The organism is Salinispora oceanensis (genome assembly GCF_000383575.1).
GTDB classification, from domain to species: Bacteria; Actinomycetota; Actinomycetes; order Mycobacteriales; family Micromonosporaceae; genus Micromonospora; species Micromonospora oceanensis.
On record NZ_KB911579.1, the window covers coordinates 91,838 to 109,330 of the forward strand.

At 69.5% G+C, this 17,493-nt stretch carries 13 protein-coding genes; 8 read left to right on the plus strand and 5 right to left on the minus strand.

Features of this window, described 5'->3' with window-relative positions; genetic code table 11:
• Positions 1 to 75: 75 nt before the first annotated feature.
• On the minus strand, positions 76 to 1,341 hold the full coding sequence (locus SALPAC4_RS0100290) for a DUF2254 domain-containing protein (protein WP_027644673.1): 1,266 nt from the start codon (positions 1,339 to 1,341) through the stop codon (positions 76 to 78).
• Positions 1,342 to 1,694: 353 nt separating this feature from the next.
• Between SALPAC4_RS0100290 and SALPAC4_RS0100295 the strand changes: the two genes are divergently transcribed.
• On the plus strand, positions 1,695 to 2,165 hold the full coding sequence (locus SALPAC4_RS0100295; protein ID WP_019868655.1) for a DUF6328 family protein: 471 nt from the start codon (positions 1,695 to 1,697) through the stop codon (positions 2,163 to 2,165).
• On the opposite strand, the gene SALPAC4_RS0100300 is transcribed toward SALPAC4_RS0100295, so the two are convergent.
• Positions 2,155 to 3,090, minus strand: coding sequence for a formylglycine-generating enzyme family protein (locus tag SALPAC4_RS0100300; RefSeq protein ID WP_026323597.1), 936 nt, complete (start codon positions 3,088 to 3,090; stop codon positions 2,155 to 2,157). The genes SALPAC4_RS0100295 and SALPAC4_RS0100300 overlap by 11 nt on opposite strands.
• Before the next feature lie 202 nt (positions 3,091 to 3,292).
• On the opposite strand from SALPAC4_RS0100300, the gene SALPAC4_RS0100305 reads away from it, so the two are divergent.
• The 5 genes from SALPAC4_RS0100305 (at position 3,293) to SALPAC4_RS0100325 (ending at position 11,426) form a co-directional block, all read left to right on the plus strand.
• On the plus strand, positions 3,293 to 6,958 hold the full coding sequence (locus SALPAC4_RS0100305; RefSeq protein ID WP_019868656.1) for a nitrate reductase subunit alpha: 3,666 nt from the start codon (positions 3,293 to 3,295) through the stop codon (positions 6,956 to 6,958).
• Complete coding sequence (gene narH, locus SALPAC4_RS0100310) at positions 6,958 to 8,685, plus strand: nitrate reductase subunit beta (RefSeq protein WP_019868657.1); 1,728 nt, start codon at positions 6,958 to 6,960, stop codon at positions 8,683 to 8,685. The genes SALPAC4_RS0100305 and narH overlap by 1 nt, the downstream gene beginning before the upstream one ends.
• Positions 8,682 to 9,308 carry a nitrate reductase molybdenum cofactor assembly chaperone gene (narJ, locus tag SALPAC4_RS0100315; RefSeq protein ID WP_018734820.1) on the plus strand — a complete coding sequence of 209 codons (627 nt, stop codon included), beginning with the start codon at positions 8,682 to 8,684 and terminating at the stop codon, positions 9,306 to 9,308. The genes narH and narJ overlap by 4 nt, the downstream gene beginning before the upstream one ends.
• Positions 9,305 to 10,063 (plus strand): respiratory nitrate reductase subunit gamma, encoded by a 759-nt coding sequence (gene narI, locus SALPAC4_RS0100320; RefSeq protein WP_019868658.1) that lies wholly within the window; start codon positions 9,305 to 9,307, stop codon positions 10,061 to 10,063. The genes narJ and narI overlap by 4 nt, the downstream gene beginning before the upstream one ends.
• A gap of 145 nt (positions 10,064 to 10,208) precedes the next feature.
• A complete protein-coding gene (locus SALPAC4_RS0100325) occupies positions 10,209 to 11,426 on the plus strand; it encodes a globin domain-containing protein (RefSeq protein WP_019868659.1) in 1,218 nt (405 codons plus the stop codon).
• A 74-nt stretch (positions 11,427 to 11,500) separates the two neighbouring features.
• Here SALPAC4_RS0100325 and SALPAC4_RS0100330 read toward each other — a convergent pair whose 3' ends face one another.
• Both SALPAC4_RS0100330 and SALPAC4_RS0100335 read right to left on the minus strand, forming a co-directional pair.
• Positions 11,501 to 12,286: a YwiC-like family protein gene (locus tag SALPAC4_RS0100330; protein WP_019868660.1), complete on the minus strand. Its 786-nt coding sequence runs from the start codon at positions 12,284 to 12,286 to the stop codon at positions 11,501 to 11,503.
• On the minus strand, positions 12,283 to 13,017 hold the full coding sequence (locus SALPAC4_RS0100335) for a helix-turn-helix transcriptional regulator (protein ID WP_050564964.1): 735 nt from the start codon (positions 13,015 to 13,017) through the stop codon (positions 12,283 to 12,285). Before SALPAC4_RS0100335 ends, SALPAC4_RS0100330 begins: the two co-directional genes overlap by 4 nt.
• A gap of 157 nt (positions 13,018 to 13,174) precedes the next feature.
• Between SALPAC4_RS0100335 and SALPAC4_RS0100340 the strand changes: the two genes are divergently transcribed.
• Complete coding sequence (locus SALPAC4_RS0100340) at positions 13,175 to 14,581, plus strand: acyl-CoA synthetase (protein ID WP_019868662.1); 1,407 nt, start codon at positions 13,175 to 13,177, stop codon at positions 14,579 to 14,581.
• 205 nt (positions 14,582 to 14,786) lie between these two features.
• A complete protein-coding gene (locus SALPAC4_RS0100345; protein WP_019868663.1) occupies positions 14,787 to 16,349 on the plus strand; it encodes a ricin-type beta-trefoil lectin domain protein in 1,563 nt (520 codons plus the stop codon).
• Positions 16,350 to 16,470: 121 nt separating this feature from the next.
• Here SALPAC4_RS0100345 and SALPAC4_RS0100350 read toward each other — a convergent pair whose 3' ends face one another.
• Positions 16,471 to 17,400 carry an alpha/beta hydrolase family protein gene (locus SALPAC4_RS0100350; RefSeq protein WP_019868664.1) on the minus strand — a complete coding sequence of 310 codons (930 nt, stop codon included), beginning with the start codon at positions 17,398 to 17,400 and terminating at the stop codon, positions 16,471 to 16,473.
• Positions 17,401 to 17,493: the final 93 nt, after the last annotated feature.

Below are 17,493 nucleotides of genomic sequence, written 5' to 3' on the forward strand. Positions count from 1 at the left end.
TCTCGTTCTACCAGAGAACGGGGCGCCCAGTGGCCGGAATGCGTCCGGCCACGAGCTGGATTCGGGAGCGCAGCCTCATGCCCGCCCCGGACCACCGATTCCCTGCCGGTCCGGCACCACGGCCCGGTCGTGGTCGACCTTGCCCCCGAAGCTCGCGGCCAGGCTCTGGTCCAGCCGGTCAAGCTCGGCGTCCACCGCCGGTCGCCGGTCGGCCGGAAGCACCTCGCGAAGGTCTTCGAGCATGGCGCGGAGCCGCCGCAGCACCTGGACGGAGCTGGCCCCGTACTCGCGGATCTCGGTGACTGCGAGCGTGAGGTAGTCCTCCCACGTCCGGCCGGGCACAGTCAGCCGTGGCTGGCCGGATTCGTCGCAGTACCGCATCGTGCCGAGGGGCTGCGCCCCGATCATCCGGAGCAGCTCCTCCAGGTAGTCCATCATCTGCACCGCTGTTGTCGGATCGTTGATGGCCGGGGAGAGCGCCCGCGCCGCGCTGTCCACCAGAATCCGTACCGGAAAGGCCGGATCACGCTCGATTGTCCGCTCGATCCCCAGGGCCACCATGGCGTGGATCTGCTTGGTGGAGTCACCCGACGGCCTCGTCCCGAATATCTCCATCACCGGTTGCCCGGCGATGATGTAGTCGCCGGCCGCCACCTTTGACCGGAGCTGACAGCCGTGCTGGCTGGCCCAGCGGACCAGGGCTATCTCATTCAACGCCTGCACCGACCCGGATCGTTGGGCCTGGAGCACCAGAGTTGGCTCCCCGGCCGGCTCCTCCTTGGTCACCACCGACCCGCCCGACTGGTCGCGCGCCGCCATCAGCTTCCGGGCTGTCTTGGTCACGTCGGCCGCGACCGCCACCGGTCGGAGTTGATGCACCAGATGGTTGAGGAAGACCACGAAGAGCACGAAGCTAACGATGAGGAAAATCCCCGAGATGCCGACACCGAGCGGCGGGATCTCCGCGGACCCACCAAGAGCCAGGAGCGTGAAGGCGAAGGAGACCGTCCCGAGGATAAATGTCACGACGGCCAGGTGGAATCGGTCCCGGTACAACAATCGCAGGTAGCGCGGAAAACTGTCGGCATGGAGTTCGAGCACGACCACGCTCACGGCCACCACAAATCCGGCCAGCACCCCCGCGACCTCGACCACGATCGTGAGGAGTTCCTGTGCCGCGGACGGCTCGAACTCCCACGCCGACGGCAGGGTGATGACGGCGTCAATCTCGCGGACCACGAGGGCGAGCAGCCCTCCCACCACCAGCCCCAGCAGCGGGAAGAACCACATGCTTCCCACCAGGTTCTGGCGGATTCGGAAGAACTTTGCCCACAGCATCATCGAACTCCTCACCGCTTCGGGTAGGGACCCGACCGGAGCTGCTGACGACCCGCCGCCGAACTGCGTAAGGGCAACCCGTGTCTGCGGTTGTCCGCAGCGGGCCGGAACCAGCCCCGGGGCCAAGCGGCTGCCGTCTGTGAGCCTTCCACACGTTCTGGCTCGGCTTGGGCGGAACCGTCAATCCGAGCTGCGGTGAACGCCGTTCCGCGCACCGAGTCGACCCGCGCCACCGGTGTCGGTGCATTTGGCGATTCCCACGGCGAGGTATCGCATCGGTGCCAGACTGTGAACACGGAGTGAACGGAGGGTCCGGCTCCCTCCCGGCCCGGACCACACCGAGTGCGGAGGCAGGGGTGGCGGAGGAGACGGAGACCCGCTGGCGGCGCCGGTACGCCGAGCTGTTGCAGGAGCTGCGCATCGCCCAGATGGGGGTGCAGATCCTCTTCGCCTTCCTGCTCGCCCTCCCGTTCAGCTCCGCGTTCGGCGAGACCAACGCCTTCCAGCGGACGCTCTACATCATCTCGTTCCTCTCCACCGCCGCCGCGGCGGTGGCAACCATCGCCCCGGTGGCGTTCCACCGGGCGCTGTTCCGGCAGGGGCGTGGCCCGGAGCTGGCCCGCTTCACCCACTCGATGACCAACACCGGCTTGTTGCTGTTGATCCTGGCCGTGATCGTCGCGGTGCTCCTCATCACGGATTTCGTCCTCGAGCTGCCGATCGCGCTCGCGCTGACCGGCCTGATCCTGCTCTGGCTGCTGCTGCTCTGGGTGCTCGTGCCGATCGGCCGCAGTCGGACCGGCAGCGACTCCGGCACTACCGGATGACGCACCGGAAGCCGAGGTGGCAGGTCGAGGTGTCGATCGCTTCGCCCTGCCGGGCCGCCGGCCGATACCGCATGCAGTAGTTGGGGGCGCACAGGTGGGATCCGCCCTTGATGACATGGCGGGGAATGACCGCGCTCGGTCCGTCGGCGGTGACCGGCGTCGTACAGCACGCCTTCGCCGACGGGTCAGCGGGGTACGTGAAGACGTCCCGGGTCCATTCCCAGACGTTGCCGGCCATGTCGTAGAGGCGGTGACCGTTGGGCGGGAAGGCTCCCACCGGAGAGGTCCCCGCGTACCCGTCGAGGAGCAGGTTCTGCCAGGGAAACGCGCCCTGCCAGGTGTTGGCCATCATCTTGCCCTCGGGGGCGAACTCGTTGCCCCAGGTGAAGGCGGCACCATCGAGCCCGCCACGGGCGGCGAGTTCCCACTCAGACTCGGTCGGGAGTTCCTTGCCGGCCCAGGTCGCGAAGGCCACCGCGTCGGAGTACGCGACGTGGGTGACCGGGTGCAGGTCTCTGCCGTCGATGGTGCTACCTGGCCCCTCGGGCTGACGCCAGGTCGCGCCCGGTGTCCACGACCACCAGTTGCGGTAGTCGGCGAGGCTGACCGGCCCGGAGGCCTTGCGAAACACGAGGGAGCCTGGGACGAGCAGCTCCGGGTCGGCGTCGGGATAGTCCGCCGCCGTCGGTGCCACCTCGGCCATCGTCACATGGCCGGTCTCCCGGACGAATCGAGCGAAATCTCGGACGGTCACCAGGTACTGATCGATCCAGAACCCATCGACCTCAACCCATCGGACGGGTCCCTCTTCCGGGTAGAAATCGATTGATCCCATGCGAAACTGACCGCCCGGGATCCAGACCATCTCCGGCCCCGGACGGGTCGTCGCTGGGGAGCTGAGCGCCTCGTGCACCACGCCCCTCACCCTAAACCAGCCAAAGCATGACAACTTGGCGATTATCCGATCACCTGGATGAGCACGGTGTTGCCGGGCGGGAAATCCACCAGCGCCACCGAGATAGGCGATCGCGCCGATTTAGACCTGTTTTGTCCGGCTATCTGAGCCAAGCTGGGGGGCGAGTCATCCCATCGGGTGTTCTCGCGGCCACCGGTGAGGAATGAGGCGAATGACGGGCACGACAGAGCACGCGAGCCGGGCTTTGCTGGCCGTGGGCGGCCTGGTCCGCCAGGCCGAGGTCGCCCCCGACGGCCGGGCCCTCTACCAGGTCGGTGGGCGGGAGGCGGATGCCTTCTACCGAGACCGATGGTCGTACGACAAGGTGGTGCGCTCCACCCATGGCGTGAACTGCACCGGTTCGTGCTCCTGGAAGGTGTACGTCCGCGACGGCATCATCACCTGGGAACAGCAGCAGACCGACTACCCGAGTGTCGGCCCGGATCGGCCGGAGTACGAGCCGCGGGGCTGCCCACGGGGGGCGGCGTTCTCCTGGTACACCTACTCGCCGACGCGGGTGCGCTACCCGTACGCCCGGGGTGTGCTGATGGAGATGTACCGCGAGGCCCGGCAGCGGCTGGGTGATCCACTCGCGGCGTGGGCCGAGATTCAGGCCGACCCGCAGCGGCGACGTCGGTACCAACAGGCGCGGGGCAAGGGCGGCCTGGTCCGGATCTCCTGGGATGAGGCGCTGGAGCTGGTCGCCGCGGCGCATGTGCACACCATCGCCGAGTACGGACCGGATCGGATCGCCGGCTTCTCCCCCATCCCAGCGATGTCGATGGTGTCGCACGCGGTGGGAGCGCGGTTCCTGTCGCTGATCGGCGGATCGATGCTGTCGTTCTACGACTGGTACGCGGACCTGCCGGTGGCATCCCCGCAGATGTTCGGCGACCAGACCGACGTGCCGGAGTCCGGGGACTGGTGGGACGCCTCCTACTTCATCATGTGGGGCTCCAACGTGCCGGTGACCCGCACCCCGGATGCGCACTGGATGGCCGAGGCGCGCTACCGGGGCCAGAAGGTCGTGGTGGTGAGCCCGGACTTCGCCGACAACGTCAAGTTCGCCGACGAGTGGATGCCCGCCCAGCCCGGCACCGACGGAGCGCTGGCGATGGCGATGGGGCACGTCATCCTCAAGGAGTTCTTCGTCGACTGGAACACACCCCGGTTCTTCGACTACGTGCGCCGCTTCACGGACCTGCCGTACCTGGTCGGCCTGGAGCCGGCAGCCGACGGCGGCTACCGTCCGGGGAAGTTCGTCACCGCCGCCGACCTGGGGGAAGACGACAAGGAAGCGGCCTTCCGGCCGGTGCTGTGGGATTCCGTAACGGACGGGCCAGTGGTGCCGAACGGGTCGCTCGGGGACCGCTACCGCGAGACCGGCGTCGGCCGGTGGAACCTGGAACTGGGCGAGATCGTGCCCCGGCTGAGCTGTACCGGCGGCGAGGCGGTGGAGGTGGTGCTGCCCCGGTTCGACACCGACCAGCCGGCGGTGCTGCGACGCGGCGTGCCCACCGCCCGGGTCGGCGAACGGCTGGTCACCACCGTGTTCGACCTGATGCTCGCCCAGTACGGCGTCGCCCGTCCCGGCCTGCCCGGTAGCTGGCCGACCGGGTTCGACGACGCGGCCGAACCGTACACGCCGGCGTGGCAGGAGCCGATCACGGGCGTACCGGCGGCGCAGGTGGCCCGGGTGGCCCGGGAGTTCGCGGACAACGCCGAACGCTCCGGTGGCCGCTCGATGATCGTGATGGGGGCCGGCACGAACCACTGGTTCCACTCCGACACCACCTACCGGGCGATGCTGGCGCTGACCACGCTGACCGGCTGCCAGGGGGTCAACGGCGGCGGGTGGGCCCACTACGTGGGGCAGGAGAAGTGCCGGCCGGTGACCGGCTGGCAGCAGCTAGCGTTCGCGCTGGACTGGGTCCGCCCGCCCCGGCAGATGATCGGCACCGCCTTCTGGTACGTCCACACCGACCAGTGGCGCTACGACACGTACTCCGCCGACGCCCTCGCCGCTCCCACCGGCACCGGCGCCTTCGCCGGCAAGCACACCATCGACCTGTTGGCTCAGTCGACCCGGCTGGGCTGGATGCCGTCAATGCCCACCTTCGACCGTAACCCGCTTGATCTCGCCGACGAGGCGCTGGCCGCGAACCCCGACGACCCGGCGCGCTACGTCGCCGACGCACTGGTCGATGGCCGACTCGGCTTCGCCGGCACCGACCCGGACGCCCCGGAGAACTGGCCCCGGGTGTTGACGGTGTGGCGGGCGAACCTGCTCGGCTCCTCCGGCAAGGGCAACGAGTACTTCCTGCGTCACCTGCTCGGCACCGAGTCGAACCTGCGGGCGGAGCAGGCTCCGGCCGAGAATCGCCCGGCCGAGGTCGTGTGGCGCGACGAGGCCCCGGAGGGAAAGCTCGACCTGCTGCTGAGCCTCGACTTCCGGATGACCTCGACCACGCTCTTCTCCGACGTGGTGCTACCGGCGGCCACCTGGTACGAGAAGCATGATCTCAGCACCACCGACATGCACCCGTTCGTGAACGCCTTCACCCCGGCGATCAACCCACCGTGGCAGACCCGCACCGACTTCACCGCCTTCCACGGGATCGCCAAGGCCTTCTCCGCCCTGGCCCGCCGGCATCTCGGGGTGCGCAAGGACCTGGTGGCGACGTCCCTACTGCACGACACCCCGGACGCCATGGCTACCCCGGGTGGGGTGGTGCGCGACTGGAAAACCGGCGACGCGCCCGCGGTTCCGGGCAAGACGATGCCGAAGTTCGTGGTCGTGGAGCGGGACTACGGCGCGGTCGCCGACCAGATGGCCGCTCTCGGCCCCCTCCTGGACCGGCTGGGCACCACGAACAAGGCGGTCACCGTCGATGTCAACCGGGAGATCGACTACCTGCGGCGGGTCAACGGCGCGGTGCGGGGTGGCACAGCCGACGGCCAGCCCCGGCTGGACTCCGACATTCGCGCGTGTGAGGCCATCCTGGCGCTGTCGGGCACCACGAACGGCCGCATCGCCACCGAGGGCTTCCGCTTCCTGGAACGGCGTACCGGTCAACGCCTGGCGGACCTCGCCGCCGAGGCGGAGGGGAAGCAGATCACGTTCGCGGACACCCAGTCCCGCCCGGTTCCGGTGATCACGAGTCCGGAGTGGTCGGGCAGTGAGCACGGTGGTCGCCGGTACTCGGCGTTCACGATCAACACGGAGCGGCTGAAGCCGTGGCACACGTTGACCGGGCGGCAGCACTTCTTCCTGGACCACGACTGGATCCACGAGACGGGCGAGGCACTGCCGATCTTCCGGCCACCGTTGGACATCCACCGGCTCTTCGGCGAGCCGCGACTCGGCACCAACGGTGAGTTGGAGATCACCGTGCGGTATCTGACCCCGCACTCGAAGTGGGCTATCCACTCGGAGTACCAGGACAACCTGCTCATGCTGACGCTGTCCCGCGGTGGGCCGACGATGTGGATGAGTGAGGCGGACGCGGCGAAGATCGGGGTACGGGACAACGAGTGGATCGAGGCGGTCAACCGCAACGGTGTGCTGGTGTGCCGGGCGGTGGTCAGCTACAAGATGCCCGAGGGCACCGTCTACGTCTACCACGCGCAGGAACGGGTGATAGACGTGCCGAAGGCGCAGCTCAACGGCCGCCGCGGCGGGATACACAACTCGCTGACCCGGCTGCTGGTCAAACCCACCCACCTGATCGGCGGATACGCGCAGTTCGCCTTCGCGTTCAACTATCTCGGGCCGACCGGCAACCAGCGCGATGAGGTGACGGTGGTCCGACGCCGTTCGCAGGAGGTGCGGTACTGATGCGGGTGATGGCGCAGATGGCGATGGTGATGAACCTGGACAAGTGCATCGGGTGTCATACCTGCTCGGTGACCTGCAAGCAGGCGTGGACCAACCGATCCGGGGTGGAGTACGTCTGGTTCAACAACGTGGAGACCCGCCCCGGCCAGGGCTACCCGCGCACCTACGAGAACCAGCAGCGCTGGCAGGGCGGTTGGGTGCGCACCCGCTCCGGGCGGCTCAAGCCCCGCTCGGGCGGGCGCCTGAAGCGGATGTTCACCATCTTCGCCAACCCGAAGTTGCCCTCCATGCAGGACTACTACGAGCCCTGGACCTACGACTACGAGCACCTGATCACCGCGCCGTCCAGCGACGACATCCCGGTTGCCCGGCCGAAGTCCCTGCTCACCGGCGAGGACATGAAGATCACCTGGAGTGCGAACTGGGACGACTCCCTGGCCGGCGGAAACGAGATCACGGCGGGTGATCCGGTGTTGGCGAAGGTGTCCGAGCAGGTACGGCAGGAGTACGAGAAGACCTTCATGTTCTTCCTGCCCCGGATCTGTGAACACTGCCTCAACCCGTCCTGCGCCGCGTCCTGTCCCTCCGGGGCGATCTACAAACGCAGCGAGGACGGCATCGTGCTGGTCGATCAGGACCGCTGCCGCGGCTGGCGGATGTGCATCACCGGCTGCCCGTACAAGAAGGTGTACTTCAACCACCGCACCGGCAAGGCGGAGAAGTGCACGTTCTGTTTCCCCCGCATCGAGATCGGCCAGCCGACGATCTGCTCCGAGACCTGCGTCGGCCGGCTGCGCTACCTCGGCCTCCTGCTCTACGACAGCGACCGGGTGGCCGAGGCCGCCGCCACCGAAGCCGAAGCGGATCTCTACGCGGCGCAACGCTCGGTCTTCCTCGACCCCCACGACCCCGCCGTCGTGTCCGCCGCGCGGGCGGGCGGAATACCCGAGGACTGGATCGAGGCCGCCCAGCAGTCCCCGATCTGGGACCTGATCATGAAGTACGAGGTGGCGCTGCCACTGCACCCGGAGTATCGGACCATGCCGATGGTCTGGTACATCCCACCCCTGTCCCCCGTGGTGGACGTGCTGCGTGACACCGGCCACGACGGTGAGGAGGCCGGCAACCTCTTCGGCGCGATCGACGCTCTCCGCATCCCCGTCGACTACCTCGCGGAGCTCTTCACCGCCGGCGATCCGGCGCCCGTCCGCGCGGCGCTCGGCCGGCTCGCCGCCATGCGCGCCTACCAACGCCGCGGCAACCTCGGTGAGACACCGGACGATGCCATACCCGCCAGCGTCGGCATGACCACCGACGAGATGGACGACATGTACCGCCTCCTGGCGGTCGCCAAGTACGAGCAGCGCTACGTCATCCCCGCCGCCCACGCCGAGGACGCCCACCGGCTGGAGAAGATCGCCACCGAGTGCTCCCTGGACTACGAGGGCGGCCCCGGGATGGGCGGCGGCGGACCCTACGGACAGGGCCCCTTCGGGGAATCCTCCGGCACGCCCGTACCGATCCAGGTGGAGACCTTCGACGCGCAACGCAGCCGGCAACGGGCCGACTCCCTGACCGAGGCCGGCGACCCGGCCCAGCGGACCAACCTGATCGACGCCGGTGGTGCGGGCAGCCGGACCGGTGCCCGGCCGCAGAAGGACCCGGCCGGCGAGGGCGGCGACGTGACCAGCCCCGGCGTCCTCGACATCAACCGGGACCAGCCATGACGACCGAACCGACGACCTGGCGGCCCGTCGCCGCCCGCGCCGCCTCGCTACTGCTGCGCTACCCCGACGAGGAGGTCCTCGCCGCGCTGCCGATCATCCGGGCCGCCCTCGACGCACTCCCCGATGCCGTGGCGAAGCCACTTCGACAGGTGCTGACCCATCGGGAAGCAACCGCCCCCGGCGAGCTGCGCGCCGCGTACGTGCAGCTGTTCGACTTCCGCCGCCGGTGCTGCCTGCACCTGAGTTACTACACCTGTGGCGACACCCGCCGCCGCGGGGAGGCGCTCGTCGGCTTCGCCGCCGCGTACAAGGCCGCCGGCCTGGTGGTGGTCGATGGCGAGTTGCCCGACTATCTGCCGGCGCTGCTCGACCTCGCCGCCGAGGACGACAGCGGATGGCGGCTGCTGCACGACAACCGGGTCGGCCTCGACCTGCTCGCCGAGTCGCTGGGCAAGGAGGAGTCCCCGTACCGGCACGCGGTCGAGGCGATCCGGGCCACACTGCCCGCCCCGCGCCCCGCCGACCTCGCCGCCGCGCTCCGGCTGGCCCGCACCGGCCCACCGGTCGAAGAGGTTGGCCTCGAACCGTACGGACTCGTCGACACCACCGGGGGGCGCAGATGAACACGGTGCACGTGCTGCTCTGGGTGGTCTACCCGTACCTGGCCATCACGATCCTGATCGGAGGGCTGATCTGGCGCTATCGCTACGACAAGTTCGGCTGGACCACCCGCTCCACCCAGCTGTACGAGACCGCCTTGTTGCGCTGGGGCAGCCCGCTGTTCCACTTCGGCGTACTCATGGTGTTGATCGGGCATGTGGTCGGCCTCCTCATCCCCAAGTCCTGGACCGAGGCCGTCGGCATCACCGAGCACAACTACCACTTCATGGCCGTCTTCATCGGCACCGTCGCCGGCTTCTGCACCCTCGCCGGAATGGTCATCCTGATCGCCCGCCGCCGCTTCACCGGCCCCGTCTTCGCCGCCACCACCCGCAACGACAAAGCGATGTACGTGTTCCTCGCGGCCGTCATCGTGCTGGGGCTCTGGAACACGGTGCGGGGCAACATCACCGAAGGGGGCTACGACTACCGCGCGGACCTCTCGCCCTGGTTTCGGTCGTTGTTCTATTTCAGCCCCGATCCCGAACTCATGACCAGCGTGCCGATCGGCTTCCAACTCCACGTCGTGGCCGCGTTCGCCCTCTTCGCGTTCTGGCCGTTCACCCGGCTGGTGCACGCCTTCAGCGCGCCGATCGGCTACGTCACCCGGCCGTACGTCGTCTACCGCAGCTACGGGACCCGATCGCGCCCAGCTCGGCCGGGCTGGGAAGGGCCGCCGACGTTGCCAACCCGCTCCTCGTCCCGAAGCCGACGGTGACGAGCTCTGCGCAGGATCCAGGACCTTCGGCCCTGATCTGGGCCGTTGTGTGTCTGTTCGGTGGAACCAGGTCACGTTTCCGCAGACTCGTCCGGGAGGCGAGCCGCAGAAACCACGACCTCTACGCCGATCGATGCTCAAAGGAGTGGTCTTGCTCTCGCAATCCTCAGCAGCAGTGGTTACGGCGACCCTGCCCGCTGTGCAGGCGCACGGTGAAGCGATCACCAGCCGGTTCTACCAGCGAATGTTCAAGGCCCACCCGGAGCTACTGAACATCTTCAACAAGGGCCACCAGGCCACCGGGGAGCAGCCAGCCGCGCTCGCCGCCTCCGTGGTCGCCTACGCCGAGCACCTCATTGACGGCGGCGACGAGAAGTCGTGGGAGCTGATCCTGAGCCGGATCGCCCACAAACACGCCTCGCTCGGCATCACCGCCACCCAGTACACGATCGTCGGCCGCCACCTGCTCGCCGCGGTCGGCGAGGTGCTCGGTGCGGCCGTGACCGACGAGGTCGCAGCGGCCTGGGACGAGGTGTACTGGCTGCTCGCCTGCGAGCTGATCGCCCGCGAGGCCCGGCTCTACACCCAGGCCGGGGTGGGCGAGGACGGGTCGGTGTGGCGGCACTGGCAGGTCGTGGAGTGCATTCAGGAGACCGCGGATGTCATCTCCTTCCGCCTGGTCCCCGCCGACGGTGGCCCGCTACCCACCTTCACGCCCGGGCAGTACGTCTCCGTCGCGGTCGACCTGGACGGCGGGGGGCAGCAGATCCGCCAGTACAGCCTCTCCGGCCGACCCGGCGAAGCCTACTGGCAGATCACCGTCAAGCGGGTACGCGCCACCGGCGACGCCCCCGAAGGCGTGGTCTCGACCCTCCTGCACGACCGGGTGACCGCCGGCGACACGCTCCGCCTCAGCCCCCCGTTCGGCGAGGTCAGCGCGGTCGGGGATGGGGGGCCGCTGGTGCTGGTCAGCGCCGGCATCGGGCTCACCCCGGCGATGTCGGCCCTGCACCACCTGGCCGCGACCGAGACCGACCGGGAGGTGGTGCTGGTGCACGCCGACCGCAGCGCCGCCGCCCACGCCCGCCGCCACGAACTCCCCGATCTGGCGGAGCAGTTGCCGAACCTGTCGGTGCTGCTGTGGTACGAGGATGCCGCCGCCGGCGAGTTGGACCGGCTGAAGGCGGAGGTCACCGCCGGCCAGCTGGACCCGAGCCGGGTCCCACTACCGGCCGAGGCCGACATCCACCTCTGCGGGCCGGTGCCGTTCATGTACCAGGTCCGCGCCGAGCTCCTCCGCCGAGGCGTACCGAAGGACCGGATCGGCTACGACGTCTTCGGCCCGGGAATGCTGCGCGACTGACTCCTTCGGGCTGGATCCCATGGTGGGACCCGGACGGGTTGACCCCACGGCCGCGCGGCCGTGGGGTCAACTCGTCAGGAGACCAACACCAGCGTGCCGAACACCAGGACCGAGCAGGCGATCTCGATCATGCCAACCGGGGCGGGACGCAGCGCCCGGCCGGGCAGTAGCCACGCCCGGACCAACAACACCAAAAAGATCGGGGCGAGCCCCACGTCGAGCAGGGTCGCCACGACGAGCGCCACCAGGTGGAAGCCGATGGACAGGCGCCGGTAGGAAGTGCTGCCGCGCTCCCGGATCATGGTCTTGACGTAGCAGACGGTGCCGGTCAGGTAGAGCAACAGCACCACGAAGGCCGGGACAACCCGCTCCGGCGACACCCCCGCGACCGTGGCCACGACAAAGATCAGCAGGCAGCTCTGCAGCACTGAGGCGAGGTCGTTGAGCAGGGCCCGCTCGCGCCGGCGCCAGGCGTACCCGGCGTTGACCGCCAGCAGCGCCGCGAAGGCCGGGGCGTACCAGAGCACAGCCGGCCGGATGACCACCACCGTCAGCGCCAACGGCGCCGCGACCAGGGCGTAGAGCCGGATCTGGGCGAGATAGCGACGCGGTCGACGGCTCTTGATGGCCTGAAAGACGTAGTAGGAGAGCAGGTAGCCGGCCAACCAGGCGCCGAGCAGCGGCAGCTGCGGCCAGCCCGGTCCGACCACGGCGACCCCGACCAGGTACGGCAGGAGCAGCATCGCCCAGGCACCGTGCTGCGGCGGCAGATAGCGGCGGAGCAGCCGCTGGCGGTTCACGGGCCGGCGGGCGGTGGCGGAGCCGGTGGTCCCGGGCGCCGCCGGCGACTGGGTGCTCATACCGGCTGGGTGGCGTCAGTCGGGAGCGAGAGCCGCACCACGCAGGCGGTGGGCGCGCCGAACGGCTCCAGCACGGCGTCGCTCGCCGGGGCGCCCGCCTGCTCCAGCGCGCCCCGGACGACGCCGACGTGCAGCCCGCAGATGGCGTCCGGATTCTGACTCACCAGCTCGAGGAAGGGACAGGTGTGCAGGTGGATCTCGGTGTGCCCGTCCACCGTCTGCTTCAGGTCCGGGTCGAAACCCAGGCCGCGCAGCACCGCTATCGCGGTGTCGACCGGTTTCTCCCCTGGGGGTGTCGCCGCCGCGAGATGCCGCCCCCAGTCGTGGCCGGCGCGGGCGGCCTCGGCCCGGGCGTCGCCCCGGCTCTGCCGAGACAGGTGATCGAGCAGGGCCGCGGTGAGGGCGCGGTACGGCGCCGGCGCGGGGGCCTCCTCGGGCACCGTCCGGTAGCGCCAGGCCGGCCGTCCCGGCTGGCCCCCGCTGGCGCGGGCCTTGACCAGCAGACCGGCGTTGACGAGCCGGTCGAGGTGGCTGCGGGCGGTGGAGGGGTGCAGGCCGGTCCGCGCGCTGATCTCGGCGATGGTGAGGCCGCCTTCCGCAGCGCGGGTCAGTTCCAGGATTGACGCCCGGCTGACGGTGCCGAGCGCCCGATGCCGGGTGGTGTCGATGGCCTGCCCGGTCGGCCCGATGTTCGCGGTTGTCACGCTTGACAATGTTACAACGTCAAACATCGTCAAAACCCGGAGGCGAATCCGCCTCGGGACACCACCACCGGCCGGGGCCGGAAGTCGGGACGACCCGGCCCGGCCCGTTCGGGGCGGGGGCCGGGAAGCCGGGACAGGCCGGCGGGCTACGGTCGGAGGATCCGACGCGCGGAGGGGTGGGCCGGTGCGGCTACTCAGCTGGTTGTCCGAGTCCGTTGACGAGCGGCCGGGCGCGGTCCAGATCAACGACCGGGGCGTGTCCTGGGTTGAGCTGCGGCGGCTCGCCGCGGCCGTCGCCGACGACCTGCACGGCCTGGACCGGGTGGCCGTTGAGGCCAGCACAGATCTGGCGACGGTGGTCGGTGTGGCCGGGGCACTGCTGGCGGGCACGGCGGTCGTACCGGTGCCGCCGGACGCCGGGCCGCGGGAACGGGACCACATCCTGCGCGACTCGGGCGCCGAGGCGGTACTGGTGCCAACACCCGGGCAACGTCGGGGGGATTACCCCGACCGACCCCTCATCCCGGTCGACCTCACCCGCCGGGCGGACAGCAGCCGCCCGGAGCCCGACCCCGCCGACACCGCGCTGATCCTCTACACCAGCGGCACCACCGGGGCGCCGAAGGGGGTGGTGCTCTCCCGCCGGGCCATTGCCGCCTGCCTGGATGGGCTCGCCGACGCCTGGGGCTGGACCCCGGACGATCTGCTGGTGCACGGCCTGCCCCTGTTCCACGTGCACGGCCTGGTCCTCGGTGCGCTGGGCCCACTGCGGCTGGGCAGCCGACTGCACCACGTGGGGCGACCCACCCCGGAGCGGTACGCGGGCGCGGCCGGCTCGCTCTACTTCGGGGTGCCGACCATCTGGTCCCGGATCGCCGCGGCGCCGGCGGCCGCCCGGGCTCTGCGCTCGGCCCGGCTGCTGGTTTCGGGCAGCGCCGCCCTACCCACGGCCGTCGGCACCGGTCTCGCCACGCTGACCGGCCGCCGCGTCGTGCAACGGTACGGCATGACCGAGACGTTGATCACGGTCAGCGCCCACGCCGACGGTCCGCACCGGCCGGACGCGGTGGGGCTGCCGCTACCCGGGGTGCGTACCCGCCTGGTTGACGACGACGGTGCTCCGTTGCCCGCCGGTGGGGAGACGATGGGCGAGTTGCAGGTGCGCGGCCCCACTCTCTTCGACGGGTACCTGCACCGGCCGGAGGCCGATGCGGCCAGCCGCACATCCGACGGGTGGTTCCGCACCGGCGACGTGGCCACGATTGGTCCGGACGGCTGGCATCGGATCGTCGGCCGGGCCGCCACCGACCTGATCAAGAGTGGCGGCTATCGGATCGGGGCCGGCGAGGTGGAGGACGCACTGCTGGCCCATCCAGGGGTCCGGGAGGCCGCCGTGGTCGGCATCCCCGACTCCGATCTCGGCCAGCAGGTGACGGCGTACGTGGTGAGCGACGGCGTAGCGGAGTCGGAGTTGATCGACTTCGTGGCCCGGCAGCTGTCGGTACACAAGCGCCCGCGGCAGGTACGGCGGGTGGATGCCCTACCCCGCAACGCGCTGGGCAAAGTGCAGAAGTCTCGCCTGCCGGAGTGATCGGTGGCACCGGACGGCCCAGAATTCGATCTGGTTGAGGTGTGGAAGCCACTCCTGACGCCACTCAGATCAAATAAACGACAATTAAGATCGTTAATCTCAGCGCAATAAATAGAATTGACATACATGTAAACAATAAGTTAACTTAACCGTGAGAGCGCTCTCGTGATCCCACCGCCACCACCCCCTGGAGGAGGTCACGCGAATGAGCCGCAAGCTGAGCGCGTTGATGGGGCTCGCCCTCGGCACCTGTCTCGTTGTCACCGCCACCCCCGCCGCCGCCCGCCCGACCGTCATCCCACCCGCGGGCGCGTCCGCCACCTCAACGAACCCCACCACGCCGACCGCCGCACCGGCGATGGTCCCCGCCGGCCAACTCGATGCACTGCGCCGAGACCTCGGCCTGACCGCCGAGGAGTTGGCCGCGCGACTCGCCGTTGACGTCACCGCGACGTCGATCGAGCCGCTAATGCGGGCCGAGCTGGCCGAGGCGTACGCCGGGACCTGGGTCACCGCCGACGGACGCACCACGGTGGTCGGGTTGACCGACCCCACGCTCGCCGACAAGGTTCGCGCCGCCGGGGCGAAGCCCCGGATCGTCACCCGCAGCCTCGCCGAGCTGCGCGGGCTCACCACCAAGCTGGACCGGCGGGCGGCGCTCGCCGGCGCCGCGGTACATGCCTGGCACATCGCTCTGCCCAGCAACACCGTGTCGATTGAGACCAGCAGCGCCGCGGCGGCCACCACGTTCGCCCGCGCGGCAGGGCTGCCCGACGACGCGGTCTCGGTGGTGGCCGGCACCGAGGCCTACCGCCCGCTCTACGACATCCGCGGCGGCGACCAGTACGTCATCAACAGCCGCCTCATCTGCTCGATTGGCTTCGCGGTCGCTGGCGGGTTCGTCACCGCCGGACACTGCGGCAACGTCGGCGAACCCACCACCGGCTCCGGGGCCGCGCAGGGGATCATCCGGGGCTCCTCGTTCCCCGGCGACGACCTCGGCTGGATCGAAACCAACGCCAACTGGATCCCCCGGCCCTGGGTGTCCACCTACGACGGCAATGTGGTCACGGTGACCGGCTCGCAGGAAGCCGCGGTCGGTGCCGCGGTCTGTCGGTCTGGCCGGACCACCGGTTGGCAGTGCGGCACCATCACCGCCAAGAACGTCACCGTCAACTACTCCGCCGGACCCGTCTACGGGATGGTCCGCAGCACCGCCTGCGCCCAACCCGGCGACTCCGGCGGGTCCTTCGTCGCCGGCTCCCAGGCACAGGGCGTCACCTCGGGTGGCTCGGGCAACTGCACCACCGGTGGCAGCACCGTCTACCAGCCGGTCAACGAGATCCTGTCCCGCTACGGACTGTCACTGACCACGTCTGGTGGCGGATCAACCCACCGGATCATCGGGCTCGCCGACAAGTGCGTGGACGTGCCGGGCGCCAACGGGGCCGACGGGCAGTACCTGAACCTGTGGCACTGCAACGGCACCAACGCCCAGGACTGGACCTTCCCGGGCGACGGAACGATCCGGGCGTTCGGCCTCTGCATGGACGTGGCCTGGGGTTCGATCCAGAACGGCGCAGTGGTGCAACTGGCCTACTGCAGCGGCAACCCGGCCCAGCAGTGGGTGCTCACCGGCGCGGGAGAACTCGTCAACCCCCAGGCGAACAAGTGCCTTGATGTCAAGAACGGAAGCAGCGCCGACGGCGCTCGGTTGCAGACCTACCAGTGCCACGGTGGGGCCAATCAGCAGTGGCGCCTCGGATGAGGAAGTCCGCACTCCAGTTCGCTGATATTGCGACCGGTGGACGATAGGAGCGCGGAACCGCGGTGAACGCGCCCGCGTTCACCGCAGTTCCGCGTGGGGAATCACCGTGGTGATGTCCCGGTCACTTGACCGAGATCTGTCCCAACCGATCGATCTCGCCGCGCAGCGCGGCACGTACCGTCGCCCACGTCTCGTCGCCGGGATAGAGCGTGCTGCGTAGGTACGCCGCGGTGAGCCGCTGGACGAGGGCGACCCGCTCGGGGCTTTCGTCGGTCGTTTCCGTGACGGTGTAGCCGGCGATTCCACCCAGGGAGTGCTCCGCCCCGTACAGGGTGAGCAGGCTCTTGGGGCCAGGGCTCAGGTGGTACGGATCGGTGAACCAGTCCGGCCCACGCACGGAGAGCGGCGACTGGTCCTTGTCCCCCGCGACCACGAGCGCCGGTGTTGTCATCTCCGCGAAGCTCGGGCTCATGAAGGGGAAGTGCTCGGCCGCGAAGGGACTCAGGTCGGCCCCGCCGGTGCCGGTCGTGGAGAGCAGCACACCGGCGGTGACTCGCGGGTCGGACATGTTCTCGCCGGGAAGGCCATCAGCGCCGAGGACCCGCGCGCCCAGCAGCATGCCCACCGTCTGTCCACCCCAGGAGTGTCCAACCGCGGCGATCCGGCTACGGTCGAGTCGTCCGGCGAGACCGGGAACGGCGGCTTCGATGAGGTCGAGGTGGTCGAGCGTGCGCTTCAGGTCGGCGACGCGGAAGCGCCAGATCTCCGGGTGTCGGGGATCGTCGGGCGCGATGTTCAGCGTGCGGGAGTCGAGGTGGGTGGGCTGGGCCACCACAAAGCCATGCGCTGCCCAGTAGTCGACCAGCGGGGCGTATGCCTGCATCGACTTGCCGAAGCCGTGCGAGAAGATGAGGATTGGCAGTTCGCGCCCAGCCACGGGGGCCGAGATCCGGATCCGCAGGTCCTCGCCACGGTCCGCGGCCGGCAGGGTAACCGGGCTGACCGAGACGATCGGGGTGGGCGCTCCTGCCGCTACGTCGCTGTTGAACATGGATGAAGCTCCTTGAAGTGCTGGGTGAGGCGCATACGTGGACCTGAGCGATCGGTCCGACACACAAGCAAGCGGAACACTGTTCCGCATGCC